We start from the raw sequence: 20,022 nt of genomic DNA on the forward strand, positions 1-20,022 counted from the left end.
TCATATCGACGATAGGAGAGATCTCTTGATCACTAAATAGCTGTGCCAGGCAAATTGGCATAACCAAGAGATCTCTCCTATCGTCGATATGACGACCGCGGAAAGGGCATTTGCAATTGCACAGCCTTTTAACCAAACAGCTAACTCAAAAACCAAACAACTCTCTATGAAAAGAAAACTTGTAGTATTAACCGGAGCAGGCATCAGCGCCGAGAGCGGTTTAAAAACCTTCAGAGATACCGATGGACTGTGGGAAGGATACAACGTTTACGATGTAGCCACACCAGAGGCCTGGAAACGCAATCCTGCAATGGTACAAGACTTCTATAATCAAAGAAGGAAGCAAGTGCTGGAAGCAAAGCCAAACGCCGCTCACAAAGCCCTTGCTGATCTCGAAGAGTTTTTCGATGTACACATCATTACCCAAAACATAGATGATTTGCATGAGCGTGCCGGATCAACAAAAGTTACCCATTTACACGGCGTAATTACCCGCTCACAATCAGATCTGAACCCCGATTTAACTTACCCGATAAACGGATGGGAGCTTAAAACAGGGGAGTATTGTGAACTTGGCGCGCAACTAAGGCCACATGTAGTTTGGTTTGGAGAAGATGTGCCTATGATAGGCCCCGCTACCTCAATTTGCTCAAAAGCCCATGTTTTTATGCTGATAGGCACTTCTCTGGCCGTTTATCCGGCAGCAGGTTTAATAAATTTTGTTCCGCGTACCACAGTTAAATACATAATTGACCCTAAAATACCTGAGGTAGACCATTATAAAAACATAGTTAAAATAGAAAAAACCGCAACCGCCGGAGTAGCCGAAGTGGTAAAAATGTTAACCGCTACATAATGGTAATACCCACATTCCAGCCAATCCAACCCTTAGCCCTTTTGCTGATGTAATCATGCTTTGCGGGCGCTATGTTTTGTTTGTAGCCTTTGCCGCTTGAACCTTCAGGAGCTTCTGTAGAGTAAATAGAATAAACCGGTCCGCCAAATACGGTTATACCTTTAACCAACTGAATCTGGAGGTTGGTCTGGAACCTGTGCAGGAAATTGGAGTAATCCCAATTGCCCAGATACAAATATTGAGAGGTGATCTCGGCCGCTACAGAGAATCTGTTGCTGAATATAAAGTCGTGGCCAAAGCCTAAACCCGCAGTTTCAATATTAGCAGAATCGGCAAAGTTTTTTCCAGCCAATATGATGTTGTACAACTTTGCATTCCCCATTTTAAAAGAAACATTCGCATTTATGGTCTCATTTGTAGAGAAACTAAGCTTATGATAGCCATTCTTAACAAAATTGATCAGGCCTAGGCTATAGCCATCCGATTTTCCTGAAATATTTACGATACCAATCTGAAAACCATCCATTTCCTTAGCATAATTAAACAAACCGGCAATCTGAGTCCCCTTCATTCGTTGTGAGGTGATGTTACCAAGACCTGCTATTTGCATTCCATTAAGGTTTTTAGAAGCCAGATTCCCAAGCCCTGCAATCTGAAAACCCTTTGTGTCCTGAGATACCACATTGATCAGGCCTGCAACTTGCATACCTTTCGCATCCTTGGATACCACATTGGCAAGCCCTGCAATCTGAAAACCTTCGGCCTTCTCTTTCACGTGGTTAAGCAAACCAGCAACCTGCACACCTTTAACACTCGTTCTTACATCATTAAGCACCCCAGCCACCTGTACACCATCTACAGAGCCGCCCACGCCATTAAACACACCGGCTACCTGCAACTTCTTCACGTTTCCTTTGGTAATGTTAAACACACCGGCCACCTCAACACCATCTGTTCCGGCAGTATAACCACCTAAAATATTCAGTGATACTTTATTTATCACCTGCGAACTCATTATCCCATGTGTACTTAAACCGGGGGTAAGCGAAGCCTGAAAGGGGGTGTTTGCAAAGAAATCAGGAATATTTAAACTCTGCATTCTTTGTTTTGAAGAAATAAAGAACCTGCTGATTCCCGAGTTCTCAATCGAATTAAAAAACTCACTGCCCTGCTCAGAATCTTCCTCTTTATAACCTTCGGGCTTAACTGTAATATCAGCCAGAAAAACCAGCGAAGTATCCCTGTAGGTATCTTTACTGGCCGTTAAAGTAACGTCCGTATGTTCACCCTTAAAGCGAAGCCTGAAATAACCCTCGTTATCCGTAAGTGTCGATTGGAGTAAACGTTTTTCGTAAACGCTTGCCTGTTTTATTTTTTTGCCCGTTTCCGTATCAATAACATATCCGCTAATGATGTACAGTTTATCCGCGCTGGTAATATTTTCGGGTTCAATAGTCAGGTGGTTGGCTGCATAGCGAAGTATAATGTACTGTCCGGTTTCTTTATAATCCACTTTTCCGTTAAATAAGCGGTCAAGTATGTCTCTAACCTGCATATCCTTCACCTTCAGGGTTACTATGCTATCCTGCTTAAATAAAGAGCCTGTGTACGAAAAATAGAAATCGCCTGCCTTACTCATTTTGTTGAGCACCTCAGAAATCGGTTGTTGTTTTATATCCAGATTAACCCTTCTGTCCAAATTACGGAGGTAATTGGTTACGGACGACTGGGCCTTACAATATCCGGTTATAAATAATAGGGCTATGATTATTTTTAATCTCATTATTTAATTTTAGACAGCGTGATCTGTCCATCGTTACGATCTATTTTTAAATTCTGCATAGTCTCTTTAATATACCCCAGGTTTTTATCTAATTGATTAGCCTCTTCAAGCGTAGTATTAAGTGTTTCATTGGCAATAGAAGGGTCTTGTATAACGATATGCACATCATAAGCCTCATTTAAAACCTCTACCACCTTCCAAAGAGGTGTTTYATAGAATACAAACTTTCCGCTGCGGTAATAGCTATACAGCTGATCTGTATTCTGCTCTTTAATCAATTTAGGCGATACCTCTTTAATCAAAACTTTCTCTCCTTTATGCAGCTCTACCATTTCATTGCCATTGCTCACTTTTACAATACCTGTTTCTACAATTACCTCAGTTTCTCCTTTTAAGTGTTTCACATTAAAGGAAGTACCAACAACCGTTACCGATACTTTATTAATCTTTATTACAAAAGGTTTTGATTTATCGTGCGCCACATTAAAAAACACATCACCTTGTTTAAGCCTCACACTGCGTTCGTCTTTAAAATCTGTCACATAGCTGATCTGCGAGTTTTTATTCAAAGTTACTTCCGATCCGTCGGGAAGGTGTWCAACGATCACCTTATTGCTGGCCACAAGATCCGTATAATTTGCGGGGCCAAATACATTGTACATCATCCATGCTCCGGCTACTAAAACCAATACAGCGGCAATTTTTAACCACCCGAAATTTTGCTTAATTGGTCGCACAATAGCTTCCTTTGATCCCGAAGCCGTTCTTGCTTTGAATTTTGTCCATGCCTGTTCTTCATCAACATTGCTGGTAGTACTTAAACTTTTACTTGCAGTCCAGATTCTTTCCAGCTGGGTAAATTCGGCCCTGTTAGAGGTAGCCTCATCCAGCCATTTTTGTACAGCAATACTTTCTTCTTCACTTGTTTCTTTTAAAAGAAACTTTATCAATATTTCCTCGGTCATCTGTTCCTCTTAATTAAAAAAATCTTTGTAATACATGATTATGCCTGGTAAAATGAGCGTGATGAAATCGGCCAGTTTCAAACGCAATATCTTTAAAGCTTTGCCCATCTGGTTTTCTACTGTTTTAATAGAAAGATCCRGTTGCTCGGCTATTTCTCTGTATTTCAATTCCTCAAACCTGCTCATCTGGAAAATGGTTCTGCAATGCTCAGGTAATTCATTTAACGCCTCCTGCAGCTTATATTGAAGTTCAGTAAGCTCTACTCTTGATGATGCAGCTTCATGATGATCGTTCATGGTATATGCGGCAAAATCCTGGTATTTCGTTTTAACTTTTTGGTGTTTAAGGTAGTTTAAGCTATCGTTATAAACACATTTGTACAGATATGCTTTTATTGATGTCTGCACGTTTAACAATTCTCTCTTTTCCCAGAATTTAAGAAACATAGATTGTACAATTTCTTCCGCAGTGTCTTCGTCCCTAAGCATTACATTGGCATAGGAGTGAAGCTCTTTATAATGCGCTTTGAACATTTGCTCAAATGCTTTATCATCATATTGATGCAGAAGGGCGGTTTTTTGATTTATCACTGGTTTGTTTCTTACTACTTTAATTTATTGCTGGTCTGTTCAAATATATTAGTTTTTTTTAAGCGTTGTCCCACATGGTCGTCATCCTTCCTCGTCGGCGATCGTCATCCTGAATTTATTTCAGGATCTCGGAAGCGCTATTACGCCTTTCTAGTGAGAGATCCTGAAATAAATTCAGGATGACGTGGCGATTACCCAGGCGTGCCCGCCCGCCCCTAAATCTCAATCCGCTTTAAAATCTCAATCCCTGACGCGCTATTCACTGTTATCAAATCAATGTACTCTACCTTTGGGAACCAGAACGAACCACCATTTACCCTAACAAAAACCCGTTTCAACAATAAATCCTTGCCCTCATCCTTTATATAAATCTTATATTTATTATCAATTTCAGACCTTTTAAGATACAATGGCAGCTTTTTATACGCAACCAACCTGATCTCAAATTCCCCATTCTCCAAAGCTTTACATTTTACCCCATAGGCAAACCTGCGCTCAATACCGGTCAGCTCTTTGTATTTGCCTTGCTCTGCATACCTGATCCACGATCCTTTAACTGGGTTTTCACGATCCAAAACCCCTTCACTTTTAAAGTTAAGCTCATAAATTACCGTATTGGCATCAGGGTTTCTCTGCAGAAAAAACAACAGGTTTTCTCCAATAGGAGTAGGCAGGGCCGAGGTTTCAGCTTCAACCGCTTTCTTTAAAGGCTGGCTTAAAACATCTAACGACTCACTAAGCAATAAAATGATCACCAGCAGCATACCTGCAAACTTTAAAACCTTTATTCCCTTGTTCTTAAGGTAAGTTGCTTTATCTAAAACCGGAGCTTTATCGGCCTGCTCAATATTGGCAAGTTTGTGTCTGTAAATCTTACCCGGACTGGCAAAAATGAAGAAAAGCATTTCTTTAATCCCATCGCTCTGCTTCACATCCTTTATCATGTCCCTGTATTCATGAAAGTTCAAAATAAAAGGATTCGTTTTATTGCCTACAGGCGTAGTAAGGCCATACACGGGCTTTTCTTCTTCATATTGAAAAGTGCCAAACAAATGGTCCCAGATCATAAACGTAGCACCAAAGTTCTTATCCAGGTATTTCTCCTGACTGCCGTGATGCACCCTGTGGTTAGATGGCGTACCAAAGTACTTTTCAATAAAAGGATGCAATTTTCCAATGGCTTCGGTATGTACCCAAAACTGATATAACGTGCTCAACTGACTGGCAACAAAGAATATAACCGGGTTAAAACCCATTAAAGCCACCGGTATAAAAAATACAGTTTTAAAATGCTGCACCCAGCTTTGTCTGAAAGCCACCGTTAAATTGTAATGCTCGGCCGAGTGGTGCACTACATGTGTTGCCCAAAAGAACCTGTTGAAATGAGATATGCGGTGCGACCAGTAACTGCAGCAGTCATAAATGATAAAACACGGAATCAGGCTCCACCAGCTCAAATGCATGCGCCATGGCAAAACATTGTAAATCCACACTGCACCGTAAAGCAATATTGCTTTCATTAAAAGGTTAACAGCTAAATTTCCAAGGCCAATGAAAAGTGAACCTATGGTTTCTTTCTTCTCATAGCTTTTATGTTCAGCAAAGTGAGAAAATCCACATTCCAAAGCCGTGCAAAAGAACACCAACGGCAATGCATATATCAGTAAGTCGGGGGCACTTTTCTCTAGCTGATGGATGTCATTAATCGGAATTCTTGCTGCTCCGAATGTAGAGATGAAGTTTTGCCAAATTGATTGAAGTGAAGCCATGACCGTAGTTTTTAAAATTTAATTACTTTTCCAGAACCGCTGATATCGGAATTAACCTGTGGACTACCCCAGTAGTATACTTTACCGCTGCCGCTTATTGCAGCCTTTAACAGATCCTGTACTTTGATTTTCACATCACCACTTCCAGATATGTCTATGTCGGCATTTTTAGCATTTAGCTTCTCCAGATCTGCATTGCCAGAACCTGAAATATCTACTTTTGCCTGTCTGGCATTAAAGGTCTCGTCAACCTCAATTTCTCCGGATCCGCTAAGAGAAGCCCTAAATGTATCAACATCAGGAAACTGACCTTTTATTTCAACCTCCCCGCTACCGCTTAACGAAACACGGTCTATCAAAGGCATGGTAATAAATACCTCAATATCGTCATGTTGTACACTTGTGCGCTCATATTCCAGATACAATACGCTGCTCATAACCTTGGTTTTAAAGTGAGGGATCAGGTTGTCAGATCCTTTTAATACCACCTTAAAATCGGCGCCATAAACCACATGGACAGGGTTGGAGCCACTTGCATTTATACCGGTAAAGTTTCCTGGGTTACGTTCCTCTGTGATCTTATCACCGCTGGCTGTTAGTCTGTCTTTTGAACAGGAGATAAAAAGCAGACTGATGTAAACGTACAATAATAGGTTTCTCATAGTAATTTGGTTTTTGTGTGTTATAAACGATGATTGTTAATTTCAATTAAAGGTTGCATTAGGTTAAAAGATTACCTGAATACCTCCGGTATAGCCTACATATAGTCCCTGGAAGTCGTTTCCTTTGTTACCCCATTTAGATATGTAGTGCTTGTTTAAATCTTTACCCTCAATGGTATTGGTGTTTACGTAGTTAAGAGACGGACCGCCATAGATCTCCAGAAATTTAGCGATCTTCAAAGCAGGTAATACGCGAAACGACGAACTAAAATATTCTCCATGTTTAAAGCTCTCTAAACTCATCGCCGTTAATTCAGTATTTAACCTGAAGCTGTTTGACTGGAAAAAATGAGCTCCCATACCGGCCTCAGCTGCATATACTTCTTTGTCGTTTTTAAAGTTGTATCCAACTCCCAGAATACCATAAAGTACTCTGCCTCCCGATCTGAAGGTTAGCATGGTGGTCAGGTTGTCGTTGGTGCTTACCCCAATACTTTTCTCCCCGTTTTTTATAATGTTTACAATACCTATCGGGAAATCACTGCTCTCTGCGATGTTTATAAAACCGGCTATCTGGGCGCCTTTAACCTTTTTGGCAATATTTATAAAGCCTGCAATTTGAGATCCTTTTACATCTTTGGCTACATTCATGAAGCCAGCCATTTGAGAACCTTTCACACCTTTTGCTATATTGATGAAACCTGCAAACTGAGATGCTGTTCCCCCTTTGGCCACATTGCCGAAGCCTGCAAACTGGGCACCATTCATTTCTTTAGCAATGTTGGCGAAACCAGCAAATTGAGCACCCTTTACATTCCCTGATGATATGTTGGCAAAGCCTGCAAAAGCAAAACCATCGCCACCGCCATAAGTGTTAAGGAAACCAGCAAATTGTCCGCCGTCTGCATTTTTGATTACATGATTAGAAAATCCTGCAAACAGGAACCCTTTGGCATCATGTAATACCACATTCGAAAGCCCTGCAAAGGCCAAACCACGTTCAGCTGCAGATACTCCGCCAAGTAAGTTAAAAGAAAGGTTATTGGTATCTAAAGGGGCATGTGTTCCGTTAGTACTTAAAGGATACACAATACCAATATGCATTTTGCCTGGCATTTGATTTTGCGCATTTGCAACTAGACCGGTAGCTAATAATACTGATGCTGTTATAAAAGATTTGATGTTCATTGTTGTCTTGTTTTAGAGTAAGACAACATGATTTACTTATACCCCTACGCAGGGGAGGAGAAATATTTAGCGGTCGCTATAAGGCGATCGTCGAGAAAAAAAACTAATTACCCGCTGGCGCTGCCACAATATTCTTTCTTCCAAAAAAAAGTACAGTAAGCGCAATAACAGAGGTCACTGTCATAATCAAAACCATCGGCACAGCCGATGTCTGCTCAAAAAAGCCAATACATGCCGATGCCAATGCTCCTAATCCCATTTGAAGCGCGCCCATCAACGCAGATGCACTACCTGCATTTTTTGAAAAAGGAGCAAGCGAAAGCRCCAAAGCATTCGGGTTGGCAACTCCTAAACAGCATAAGAAAACAAACAGAAAACCAATAGTTTCGGCAAGCCCGAACCAGCCATTAATACTGCCAATTAAAAATACAATTACCGTAATAACCTGCCCAATTAAAGCGGCAAAAATCAATTGCTCGCTTTTATATTTCCTTAGCATCAATGTATTTACCTGACTTGCGCCAATAAACCCTACAGAAAGAAAGGCAAAGATCCATCCATAAGTCTCTTCTTTCACTTTAAATAGCGACATAAAAAGAATAGGAGAGCTGGTAATGTATACAAACAAACCAGCAAATGCCATAGCTCCGGTAAACGCATACGTGTAAAATGTAGGTTCACGTAACACCGCTATAAAGTTGTTTATTATGGGTTTAGGCTTTAATGACATGGTGGTGTCCGGCTTATAACTTTCGGGCAACCAGAGCCAGCTGGCTATCAAATTAAACAAGCCTAAGCCCAGTAAAATCAAAAACACTGTATGCCAGCCAAAAGCCACCGTAACATAGCCACCTACGGTAGGAGCAATCATAGGCGAAACGCTAAGCACAAGCATCAATAAGGCAAATACCTTGGCATTTTCACTAACAGGAAACAAATCGCGAACCATGGCAACCGATGCAACAGTAGCCGCACAGCTTCCAATTGCCTGAACAAACCTCAATACAATAAACGAGTCAATATCTTTAACCAGCGCACATCCGGCAGCTGCCAGAATATATACCAGTAAACCAATAAATAGGGGTTTCTTACGACCAAAACGATCTAACAATGGTCCATAAAGTAACTGACCAGCAGAGATACCTATAAAATAGCTTGATAACGACCAGGCTACCTTCGCATCGGTGGTATTCAGGTCTTTGGCTATTGCTTTAAAACCCGGCAAATACATATCGATAGAAAAGGGGCCGAGAGCGGTGAGTGAACCAAGTATTAAAATTAAGAACAGATATCTTTTTTGCGTCATACCACAAAAGTAGTTATTTGATAACCGGCTTTTCGTCATGCCAATTCCAAATTATATAAATAAAAGATATTAAAGGCCGATACCGATGCCCGAGATCAAAAGGCGCATCCTTAGATAAATCGCGCATAAAATTATGTTTAATTCCAAAACCAATCAGAGAAACCGAACCTATTTTCCGGCCAATTGTAAACCTTGGCGCAGCCCGAATAGTAACATCTGTATTGGCGGGCAGGCCTACAGTTAACTGGATCTGTGGTGTAGGTACATAATTCTCCAGCATCCCACTGGGTAATTCAAAAGAAACCAGTTTGTTGTTATTCTCATCATAAACATCCATCAAAGGCCCATTAGCTCTGGTGCTGCCACTAAAGGAGGGTGAAATGACGTCATTGGGGTTCGCTGGACGCAGGTTGCTCGACAAACCGATCCGGGTAACGTCAAATGATTTGCCAGAGGCAGGTACTATTACACCAGTTCCGGTAACACGCAACTCAAAATGGGACAGTCCGAGGGTCTGGGCACTGTTTGTCCACCCACTGTTCATACCCAATCCAAATCCCTTAAAAAGAGACTTGGAATAAGCATCAACAAGTTTTGTGGCATCGGCAGGTCCTGCGTTTATGAGTTGTTCGAAACCGGTCTGGGCAAATAATTGGTGGGAGCTGATAATAGATAACAGTGATATAATAGCAAAAAGTCTCTTCATAATAATTCAGTAATACTATACTAGTAACGTCAGTAAACTGAATTTATCATAAAGAAACTTTTTATAAAGTAATATTTGGGAACCTTAGCGGCTTTTATCTCCTTTCATTATAAACACCAACTTCGGCAATAGATGGTGGGCCATCAGGAGATTGGATAGCTAATTTTATTTTCTCTGCCCAAAGTCTGTCGAAGCGGAAAATCTGAATTTTGCTGTTTTGGTCYACTTTTTCGGTTTTAAGCGGCTGCCATTTTCCACTGGCAAAGTATTGTATGGTATAGGCACTTTTTGTATTCCTTCCCTGAGTAATCACCAGCATATTTACAGGTTTGGCCTTTTCAAAATTGAGCTCATACCATGGCGATTTTACTTCGGAATTTGAAACCCAGGCACTTCCAAAATTATCATCATTGGCAAAATCCATAATATTCATGTCATCACTCCAGCTGCTGTTGCTTTTAACATGTTTAGCAAGGTTACTTGATATGATCGGTGCAGCATGCTCCGGTACCTGCGGAAGCTTTTCAGGTTTTTTATAAAGCTTGCCTATTTCTTTTAAAGCCTGCACGGCATTTTCATCAATCAAGCCATCTGCATTTGGGGCTACATTAAGGATGAAGTTACAGTAAGCATTGTTATACGGTATAATAAATTTATTTACAAGCTCGTCTACATTTTTAACCGGTGTACCCGGGAAAGATGTTTTCCAAAACCAGTTTTCCTGCAATGGAAGACATGCCAAAGCCGGCAGCTTATTGTGCTCTTTAGAAATGAATTGCCCTGCGCCCTGCTCATACGATTTGATGTCGGTATAAAAAAGTGCTTCTGCCGGGTATTTTGCCGCGTTAAGATCCATTACCAGACAATTGGGTTGTAGTGATTTGATCAGGTGATAGATGTCCTCAAATGGTACATCATCATACGAGATTCTTGACCATGGCGCATCCCATCCATCAATAACCAGGGCCGTTATTTCACCATAATTGGTAAGCAATTCGGTGATCTGATCTTTGATCATTTGAATGTGTTCAGCAGTGATCTGATTGGGGCGGATGCCATGGTGGGTATCCAGAATGGAATAGTAAAGCATTACTTTTAAGCCATTTTTACGGAAAGCATTGGCATATTCCTTTACCACATCACGTCCAAATGGCGTATGCATCACATTATAAGGCGTAGTTTTGGTATTCCAGATAGGGAAACCGCTATGGTGTTTGGTTGTTAAGCATCCATAGGTCATGTTTGCCGATTTTGCTGCTTTAGCCCACTGATCGGCATCAAACTTAGGTGATTTGAACAGGGAAAGGGCTGCATCAGGATCCGACCAGTCCTGGTTCATAAAAGTAGGCATCCCATAGTGGATGAACATGCCAAATCCGAGGTCTACAAAATCCTGTTGAAGTGCAGGGAGCGATTTATTCGGCGCTTTTTGCTGCGCATGTAATGATTTTAAAGGAGAAAGTCCTGAAATCAGTAACAATAAAACTAAAATTCTTTTAATAGTCATTTTTTCTGTTTTGAAATTGGTCAGTGCAAATTTATAGTGAATAAAGAATAAACTGACTTCAACTTAAAGGAAAAAACGCTGCTTAATGACGAATACGGGAGGAGCATACCTGCCGACAAAGTGTATCCCGGTGGTGGAAAAATCATTGATTCTATTCTAAGCCGGAATATGCCCAACCTACGTGCGGCTTATCTTAAAGATAAGAAAACCTTTGATCAATTGGCCATGCGGGTAAGTGATACACTTTTCAATGTTTTAAGGATGAAGAGTAACATGGACAGTGTTTTCAAGTCGATCGTTATTCGGAACTCCCTGGATACCAATATGCGTTATTTACTAACGTTTCAATCAATAGAAATAAACTTTGACAACCGTATAGGAGATATTTTCATCTTTGACAGTAAAAAAGCATTTTTTAAAGAAAAGAATAAAGCAAACTATGGGGCTATTATTGATGGTGAGCTCGCCAACCCCACACCTCAAAACAGGGTAACCAATCTTTCTGTAAGCGACAAGCTAAAATACGATTACAGGGTTACGTTTAGCCTTTTTGCTGATCACCCTTACCGCATGTTAAGGGTTGCCTATCAGATGCTTCCTACATTTTCATTGGTGGCAATATGTATTCTCATAACTGTTGGCATAAATTATTATACTTACATCAACTGGATGAGGCAGAAAAAAGAGGCCGAAATAAAGTCCGATTTTCTGAACAGCATTAAGCATGAATTCAACACACCGATTACTACAATCCTGGTGGCAAGTAAAAGCCTCGATGATGATGTTGTGCTGAACGACAGGCCGCGTGTAAAAGCACTTGTTCACATTGTAGAACGGCAGGCCCGCCGGCTGGAATCGCATATCAATCAGATGTTGGAGCTATCAGTGCTCAAAAAGAAGGCAAATCTGGTAGAAACAGATCTGAACTATTCGGTTATGGTATTGATAAATGATTATAAGGTAAAGCTTAGTCCATCAGATCGCATTACATTTGATCCATATAGCGCTGAAATACTGGTTCGGATCGATTCTTTTGTGTTCACAACTATGCTGAATAATATGTTTGATAATGCTTTTAAATATAACCATAGTGCCCATAAGCATGTCGAAGTATTTATTGATGAACAGCAGGGAAATTATGTGCTCCATGTTGCCGACAATGGAACCGGAATTGAAGATGATGTTAAAGAAAAAATATTCGATAAGTTCTTCCGGTCAAACCAGGACAGTACCATTCCCGGGCTTGGGCTTGGATTATATTACGTAAAAGAATGTCTGGATATTCATGGTTGGAGAATGGACGTGAAAACAAAAATAGGTGAGGGCACAGAATTTATGGTCTATATATGATTTACGATATTGTTATAATAGAAGATGAAATAGATTTAGGAAATGTTGTTTCTGAATACCTTAAGTTAAGGGGCTTTAGTGTGCAATGGTTTAAAACTGCTAATGAGGCATTAGCTTATTATGCGGCTAACCAATTGACCAATAAATTGATCATCATTGACGTTCAGCTGCCAGATCTAAACGGATTTGATTTAGCTACCGAGATCATGAAAATCAATAAAAACCAACCCTTTTTCTTTTTAACAGCCCATAACGAGAAAGATAACCGCCTCAGGGGGCTCAAAATAGGGGCAATAGATTATATTGCCAAACCCTTTGAAATTGAAGAGCTCGTACTGAGAATTGGGAATATCATCGATAAGTTATCCAACAATTCTTCTGACAGATCCGGTGACCAACCGGAATTTATCCGTATTGCCAACATCAAATACAATAAAAAGCAGTTGTATGTTTTGCTGCCAGATAACAACGAGGYATCACTCACTTTAAGAGAATCAGAATTATTGGATTATCTTTTAGGTAATCTCAACCAGCTGGTAAAGAAAAAGGATATTCTGTTGGCGCTGTGGGGAAATGATGATTATTTTAACGGAAAAAGCCTCGAAGTCTTCATCTCCAGGCTCAGAAGGTTATTTAGAGCATCCAAAGAAATCTCTATCGAGAATGTTTATGGCCTTGGCTATATGTTAAAGGTAAAATAATCATACTCCTGAATTATATGAATAATCGGAATGATTTAAGCAAAATATTTTAAACCTTATTGATGTTACTAATGTTATTAGCAAATATAACTACTTTTGTTAGTAAAATTTAGAAAGATGTCTGAGCGGATTAGAGAAAAGTTAAATATACTGGCTGATGCAGCAAAATATGATGTATCATGCTCATCAAGCGGGGGAACGAGAAAAAACGACAATAAAGGACTTGGTGATAGCCATGCTTCTGGAATTTGTCATACCTATACAGAGGATGGACGCTGTGTTTCTCTTTTAAAAATTCTCCTGACCAACCATTGCATTTATGATTGTGCTTTCTGTGTTTCAAGAAAAAGTAACGACATTGAACGCGCAGCTTTTACTGTAGAAGAAGTTGTATCCCTAACCATCAATTTTTACAGACGAAACTTTATTGAAGGACTTTTTTTAAGCTCTGGAATTTTTAAAAACGCCGATTTTACGATGGAGCGCTTACTCAAAGTCGTTAAAAAATTAAGACTGGAAGAACGCTTCAATGGATATATTCATTTGAAAACGATTCCCGGTGCAAGCGAAGAATTAATCAGGGAGGCTGGTCTTTATGCAGACAGAATGAGCATCAATCTGGAGATGCCTACAGAAAAGGGACTAAAATTACTTGCCCCGGAAAAGAGCCATGAAGACGTAAAGCGCCCACTTGGATTTGTACAAAATCAAATCGTACAATTCAACGACGAAAAAAAGCTGATTAAAAGTACTCCTAAATTTGTACCTGCGGGGCAAAGCACCCAAATGGTAATCGGTGCAACACCTGAAACAGATAAAGACATTATGCATACCGCAGATGCATTTTATAAAAACTTCTCTCTGAAAAGGGTTTATTATTCAGGTTATATTCCGATTAGCCATGACAATCGTCTGCCGCTTATTGGCACTCAGCCTCCGCTAATTCGTGAGAACAGATTATATCAAACTGACTGGCTCATGCGCTTTTATGGTTTTAACGTTAACGAACTCCTGAACGATGCCAACCCACACCTGGATGTGGATATAGACCCAAAACTTAGCTGGGCGCTTAGAAACCTTCAGTTTTTCCCAATAGATATCAATGTGGCCGCTTATAAAATGATTCTGCGCATCCCTGGAATTGGAGTGAGCTCAGCAAAAAAAATTGTACAAGCCAGAAAATTCGGAAAGTTACGGATCGACCAGCTTAAGAAAATAGGGGTTGCCTATAACAGGGCAAAACATTTTATCAAATGCGCAGATACTCCCTATCAGATTAAAGATTACCAGGGTACGCAGATCAAGTCATTTATATTAGCGGAGAGCCAGAGTAAATATTTAAAGAATGATGTTCAACAAATGATTTTATTTTAATCCTGCAACTTTAATGATATACGTGATCGATGGCAGTTTAGAAAGTTTGCTGTGTGCAGTTTTTGAATGGTTTGAAAGAAAACCAGGAAAGATTATGCTGCAATTGGAAAAATACTACCAACCGGATGCCTTCACCACGGAATTCCATGTATATAAGGATCAGAAAAAGGCTGATAGGGTATGGACAGGATTAAAAAAGAAATTAGACAGAGGTTGGATGAGAAGATTCTACTGCACCTTCCTCTCAGAATCAGCTCAGGCTTACAGCAGTCTATTTGAGTTTACTTGTTATATATTTTCAAACCCAGCCGGATCAGAGGGCAATTATGGCAATACCCATGTCTTGGCGGTAGCACAAACAGCCAGGAAGGTTGAAAGAKAGAAACACAGGATGGAAGCTTTCATACGATTTCAACATTCTGCTGATGGAATTTTTTACTGCGTTATAGACCCGGACTTCAATGTGCTCCCTTTGATCATGAACCATTTTAAGAACCGTTATGCAGATCAGCAGTGGATCATTTACGACTTGAAAAGACATTATGGATTATATTATAACCTGGAAAAAGCTGAAGAAGTGAACCTCACTCCAGAAGAAGAAAAGAACTTGCAAAAAACAACCGGGGAACTGCATGCCATCAAAGAAAATCTCTATGCCACATTATGGAAAGATTATTTTAAAAGCACCAATATCGCGGCCAGAAAAAACACAAAATTACATGTGCAGCATGTCCCAAAAAGATATTGGAAATATCTTACTGAAAAAATGGACACTTAAGGGCAGCTTTAGAGTAAATCCGCCTGTCCATTAAGAAAAATTCGGCCTTAAAACCAATTCGCTTAAACAACCGTATATAATGGTACCGGAAATCATAATTCAGATGCTCAAATAGAAAACAAACTACAAAAACCCGTTAATTCAGCATTTAACCTTTTTTTTACTAAAATCAATGTGCGAACAAACTAACCCCGAAAATTAGAAAAACGGTTTTTTAAATCTTATCCAAAACCAAAACACAATACCGGGTTAATTCACATAGATGTCTCAGCGGGTACTATATTTTTACGTTTTTGTTGGTGTGTTGTTTTGTCGTGGATTTGTTGTAATTTCAAATCAACCCTTCTGGTTTTTTTATTATGCAGGTAACCAGTGATTTATTTTATAATCAATTGCCAGAATATAAACTGCCTCTGGCTGAATTGATAAGAAATGAGGACTTGTTTTATCAGGTGCCCCAGGATTGGCATGTGATCATTACTGACATTAAGGGATCTACTAAAGCTGTAATTCAGGGACAGCATGAAACTGTTAATCTACTGGCTACCGGTAGCATTGTGGCAGTGCTGAATTTCGTATTTAAAAGAGGGATAACGGTTCCGTTCTTTTTTGGCGGGGATGGCGCGACCTTTATAGTTCCTCCATCGGTATTAGATGTGTTGATGGATTTGCTACTGCTTTATAAAGAAAATGTTCTGCTTAACTTTGGGCTTGAACTCCGGGTGGGTACCTTGCCCGTACAGCAAATTTATAGCAAAGGGAATGAACTTAGGATCAGTAAGTTCAACATTGCAAGATCTTTTTCCATTCCTGTAGTTCTGGGAACTGGATTAAGTTATGCCGAACGACTGATCAAGGCTGAAGACTATTTGTTTGCCCAACAGGGGGATGTTACTGAGGTTCTGGATCTTAGCGGGATGCAATGCCGATGGGATAAGATCGGGCCTCCTGAAAATAGTAGTGAGGTGGTCACACTTTTGGTTGTCTCTGGCAAAAACAGGACGCAATCACTGGTGTTTAGTAAAGTGGTTGCATTGTTAGATGATATTTATGGGGAACCACGGAAGCGGCAGCCAATTTCAGTTGCCAAACTTAAACTCAATACTACATTTAACCGCCTAAATCGAGAAATGCGTGCAAGGATGGGAGAGATCAGGTTTTTTGAACTGATCCGTACCTGGCTGATCAATTTTTATGGCTTCATCTATTTTCTTACAGCACATGGCAAGGATTATCTGAACCGTCTGGTAGAAATGTCCGATACGTTGGTGATTGATGGAAAAATAAATACCGTAATTTCTGGGAATGATACACAAAGATTGAAACTGCTCCGTGCACTGGATATATTGGAAAAAGAAGGAGAGATTATATATGGTGTTCACATTAGTAATGATGCGATCATGTCTTGTTATGTGCGGGATCTGGTGGATGGACATGTTCATTTTGTAGATGGATCAGAAGGAGGTTATACGAAAGCAGCGATGATGGTGAAAGCTAAATTAGTTTAATAAAATGGTAATTTTAAATAGATAAAGGAAGCAAAATGAAAAGAATATCAAGAAGAAATGCACTAATTCTATTGTCAATTGGATTGTTTGTAATTGCTATTACACAAATCATTTCTCGTTACGTAGGATTGTCTGATTTATTAAAAGGTTCGTTAGTAGGTATTGGCTTTGGGCTTTTAATTTTGTCTGTAACATTTGGCAAGTTTAAAACGGTTTATTAAACATAAAACTTCTTTATTAATTATGAAACACGAAATTCGATTGACATTAATGTAGTTTAAGGCTGCTTTTTGTATGGTGCAGAATTATATAAACTAATTACCATATTATATAATCCCTTCGGGCCCCGGCCATGGTACCTTTGTATTGTAAATAATAGAAAGATTATGGCATTACAAGAAAATATAGAAACCACTTCTTTTCCCGTCCTGGGGATGACTTGTGCCAGTTGTGCGGTAAGTGTAGAATCTATGATAGGCGCACAAACCGGTGTAAAACAAGCTGAAGTAAATTATGCTACCCAAAAGGTAAAAGTAACCTATGATGCAGGGGTGATCCAACCAGAGGGAATGCAAAAGGTTGTTCAATCCATAGGCTACGACTTAATTCTGGATACTGAGAAAGGAAACGAAAAACAAGAGCAAGTACAGGCCGACAATTATAAAGCGTTAAAAAAGAGAATAATTGCCGCAGGAATATTAACCATACCTGTAGTAGTAATAGGCATGCTTTTTATGGATATGCCTTATGCCAATTACATTATGCTGGTATTATCTGCCCCGGTAGTTTTTTACTTCGGTAAAGACTTCTTTATAAACGCCTTTAAACAAGCAAAACACAGCAGGGCAAATATGGATACGCTGGTGGCATTAAGTACCGGTATCGCCTTTATTTTCAGTGTGTTTAATACCTTTTATCCTGAATTTTGGCACCAAAGAGGCTTGCATCCACATGTTTATTACGAAGCTGCTGCGGTAGTTATTGTGTTTATCATGCTTGGTAAACTACTCGAAGAACGTGCTAAATCCAATACTTCATCTGCCATTAAGAAACTGATTGGGTTACAGCCAAAAACGGTGATGCTKATTACGGATGAGGGAGAAAAAGAAATAGAGGTTGCGGATGTAAAAGCGGGCGATAAACTACTGGTCAGGTCAGGAGAAAAAATCCCGGTGGATGGCAAGGTTTACGAAGGAAATTCATTTGTAGATGAAAGCATGATTACCGGTGAACCTGTCGCGGTTTCTAAACAAAAGGACGATAACGTTTTTGCAGGTACCATTAATCAAAAGGGAAGTTTCCGCTTTATAGCCGAAAAAGTGGGCAGCGAAACCATGCTGGCACATATTATTCAGCTGGTACAGGAAGCCCAGGGCTCTAAAGCACCGGTTCAGAAACTGGTTGATAAGGTAGCCGGGATATTTGTACCTATAGTGATGCTGATTGCTATAATTACGCTGGGTGTGTGGCTGTTATTTGGCGGCGAACATGCCTTTACGCAAGGGTTACTGGCTATGGTTACTGTATTGGTGATTGCTTGTCCTTGTGCGTTAGGACTGGCAACACCAACAGCAATTATGGTTGGAATAGGCAAAGGTGCAGAGAGCGGTATTTTAATTAAAGATGCCGAAGCGCTTGAGCTTGGCTACAAAGTAAACGCCATTGTTTTAGATAAAACCGGAACCATTACAGAGGGTAAACCAGAAGTTACTTCTATACACTGGGCCAGTACTTTACCAGAAAATGCAGATGTGTTAAAACAGGTGTTTGCTGCTATGGAACAAAGTTCGGAACACCCATTGGCCGAAGCAATTTTTAATCACCTTAAAAAGGATGGTGTAAAACCTGCAGGCATTACAGATTTCGATAGTTTAACCGGGAAAGGGGTATCCGCAGTTTACAGCGGTAAGAAGTACTGGGCCGGAAGCCATAAAATATTAACTGATCATAATCAGTTAATATCCAGTGAATTGAAAGATCAGGCTAAAGTATTACAAGATCAGGCCCAAACGGTAATTTATTTTGCCAATGAAACGCAGGTGCTGGCAGTAGTATCAATTGCTGATCAGATAAAACAAGGCTCAAAAGAGGCGGTTTCAAAACTTATTAAGCAGGGCATTGAGGTTTATATGCTTACCGGTGATAATAAGGAAACTGCTGCTGCGGTGGCTGCTGCAGCTGGTATAGAAAACTTTGTAGCAGAAGTATTGCCATCTGATAAGGCTGAGTTTGTTAAAAAACTACAGGCTGAAGGCAAGGTGGTTGCCATGATAGGCGATGGTATAAACGACAGCCAGGCATTGGCACAATCAAACGTGTCGATCGCAATGGGCAKGGGTTCTGATATTGCCATAGATGTGGCAAAGATCACGCTGATATCTTCAGATCTTTTGCAGGTGCCAAAGGCGTTAAAATTGTCTAAGAAAACTGTTAGAACTATTAAACAAAACTTGTTCTGGGCGTTTATTTACAACCTGATAGGAATTCCAATTGCTGCAGGGGTATTGTACCCGGTTAATGGGTTTTTATTGAACCCAATGATTGCCGGTGCGGCTATGGCGTTAAGTTCTATATCGGTAGTAAGTAATAGCTTAAGATTGAAATTTGCGAAGTTGTAATGGATGCGCTCGTCATGTAGCTCGATCGTCATCTCGACGATAGGAGAGATCTCTTGAAGTAGCCTTGAAGCAAACTAGCCTAACCAAGAGATCCCTCGGTTCCTCGGGATGACGACGAGTGTGTTAGCCGAATGACTGGCATAGTACCATTACAACAACAATTCAAAACATAACATAATAACAACAATTAAACTCAAAAAAAATGCAAACTTTAAAATTCAAAACAAATATTAAATGCACAGGTTGTATTGCAACCGTAACGCCTCATTTAAACGGCTTAAATACCATAGAAAACTGGGAAGTAGATCTTGAAAACCCGGATAAAATTTTAAAAGTGGAGGCGGAGGATGAGCTTAAAGC

17 protein-coding genes are annotated in these 20,022 nt (G+C 40.0%); 8 read left to right on the plus strand and 9 right to left on the minus strand.

Annotated elements, in window-relative coordinates; translation table 11 throughout:
- Positions 1-166 precede the first annotated feature (166 nt).
- A complete protein-coding gene (locus AC1DG9_RS15365) occupies positions 167-856 on the plus strand; it encodes an SIR2 family NAD-dependent protein deacylase (protein ID WP_172663279.1) in 690 nt (229 codons plus the stop codon).
- On the opposite strand, the gene AC1DG9_RS15370 is transcribed toward AC1DG9_RS15365, so the two are convergent.
- The 9 genes from AC1DG9_RS15370 to AC1DG9_RS15410 form a co-directional block, all read right to left on the minus strand.
- Positions 849-2,639 (minus strand): peptidase associated/transthyretin-like domain-containing protein, encoded by a 1,791-nt coding sequence (locus AC1DG9_RS15370; protein ID WP_477622599.1) that lies wholly within the window; start codon positions 2,637-2,639, stop codon positions 849-851. The genes AC1DG9_RS15365 and AC1DG9_RS15370 overlap by 8 nt on opposite strands.
- Entirely contained in the window at positions 2,639-3,604 is a 966-nt protein-coding gene (locus AC1DG9_RS15375) for a FecR family protein (RefSeq protein WP_477634842.1), read from the minus strand. Before AC1DG9_RS15375 ends, AC1DG9_RS15370 begins: the two co-directional genes overlap by 1 nt.
- Positions 3,605-3,613: 9 nt before the next feature.
- The gene (locus AC1DG9_RS15380) at positions 3,614-4,195 is read right to left on the minus strand and encodes an RNA polymerase sigma-70 factor (RefSeq protein WP_477634843.1); all 582 of its coding nucleotides are present in this window, start codon (positions 4,193-4,195) and stop codon (positions 3,614-3,616) included.
- Between the two features lie 215 nt (positions 4,196-4,410).
- Positions 4,411-5,964: a DUF4833 domain-containing protein gene (locus AC1DG9_RS15385; RefSeq protein ID WP_288884352.1), complete on the minus strand. Its 1,554-nt coding sequence runs from the start codon at positions 5,962-5,964 to the stop codon at positions 4,411-4,413.
- 11 nt (positions 5,965-5,975) lie between these two features.
- Positions 5,976-6,626: a head GIN domain-containing protein gene (locus AC1DG9_RS15390; RefSeq protein WP_172663275.1), complete on the minus strand. Its 651-nt coding sequence runs from the start codon at positions 6,624-6,626 to the stop codon at positions 5,976-5,978.
- Between the two features lie 63 nt (positions 6,627-6,689).
- Entirely contained in the window at positions 6,690-7,814 is a 1,125-nt protein-coding gene (locus tag AC1DG9_RS15395) for a hypothetical protein (protein WP_288884354.1), read from the minus strand.
- Between the two features lie 103 nt (positions 7,815-7,917).
- A complete protein-coding gene (locus tag AC1DG9_RS15400; RefSeq protein WP_477634844.1) occupies positions 7,918-9,120 on the minus strand; it encodes a multidrug effflux MFS transporter in 1,203 nt (400 codons plus the stop codon).
- A gap of 13 nt (positions 9,121-9,133) precedes the next feature.
- The gene (locus tag AC1DG9_RS15405) at positions 9,134-9,826 is read right to left on the minus strand and encodes a DUF6588 family protein (RefSeq protein ID WP_477634845.1); all 693 of its coding nucleotides are present in this window, start codon (positions 9,824-9,826) and stop codon (positions 9,134-9,136) included.
- Positions 9,827-9,920: 94 nt separating this feature from the next.
- Positions 9,921-11,333: an alpha-L-fucosidase gene (locus tag AC1DG9_RS15410; RefSeq protein ID WP_288884355.1), complete on the minus strand. Its 1,413-nt coding sequence runs from the start codon at positions 11,331-11,333 to the stop codon at positions 9,921-9,923.
- Between the two features lie 168 nt (positions 11,334-11,501).
- On the opposite strand from AC1DG9_RS15410, the gene AC1DG9_RS15415 reads away from it, so the two are divergent.
- From AC1DG9_RS15415 to AC1DG9_RS15445, 7 genes are all read left to right on the plus strand, one after another.
- Complete coding sequence (locus AC1DG9_RS15415) at positions 11,502-12,683, plus strand: sensor histidine kinase (RefSeq protein ID WP_477634846.1); 1,182 nt, start codon at positions 11,502-11,504, stop codon at positions 12,681-12,683.
- A complete protein-coding gene (locus AC1DG9_RS15420) occupies positions 12,680-13,384 on the plus strand; it encodes a response regulator transcription factor (RefSeq protein ID WP_477634847.1) in 705 nt (234 codons plus the stop codon). The genes AC1DG9_RS15415 and AC1DG9_RS15420 overlap by 4 nt, the downstream gene beginning before the upstream one ends.
- Positions 13,385-13,501: 117 nt before the next feature.
- Positions 13,502-14,758, plus strand: a complete 1,257-nt coding sequence (locus tag AC1DG9_RS15425) for a putative DNA modification/repair radical SAM protein (protein WP_337714863.1) — start codon at positions 13,502-13,504, stop codon at positions 14,756-14,758.
- A 13-nt stretch (positions 14,759-14,771) separates the two neighbouring features.
- Entirely contained in the window at positions 14,772-15,536 is a 765-nt protein-coding gene (locus AC1DG9_RS15430) for a TIGR03915 family putative DNA repair protein (protein WP_477634848.1), read from the plus strand.
- A 359-nt stretch (positions 15,537-15,895) separates the two neighbouring features.
- Entirely contained in the window at positions 15,896-17,044 is a 1,149-nt protein-coding gene (locus tag AC1DG9_RS15435) for a DUF3095 family protein (RefSeq protein WP_172663265.1), read from the plus strand.
- A 35-nt stretch (positions 17,045-17,079) separates the two neighbouring features.
- A complete protein-coding gene (locus AC1DG9_RS15440) occupies positions 17,080-17,265 on the plus strand; it encodes a hypothetical protein (RefSeq protein ID WP_172663264.1) in 186 nt (61 codons plus the stop codon).
- Positions 17,266-17,430: 165 nt separating this feature from the next.
- Positions 17,431-19,662, plus strand: coding sequence for a heavy metal translocating P-type ATPase (locus AC1DG9_RS15445; protein WP_477634849.1), 2,232 nt, complete (start codon positions 17,431-17,433; stop codon positions 19,660-19,662).
- The last annotated feature ends 360 nt before the right edge of the window (positions 19,663-20,022 follow it).

It is taken from the genome of Pedobacter sp. 05L430, from assembly GCF_056397585.1.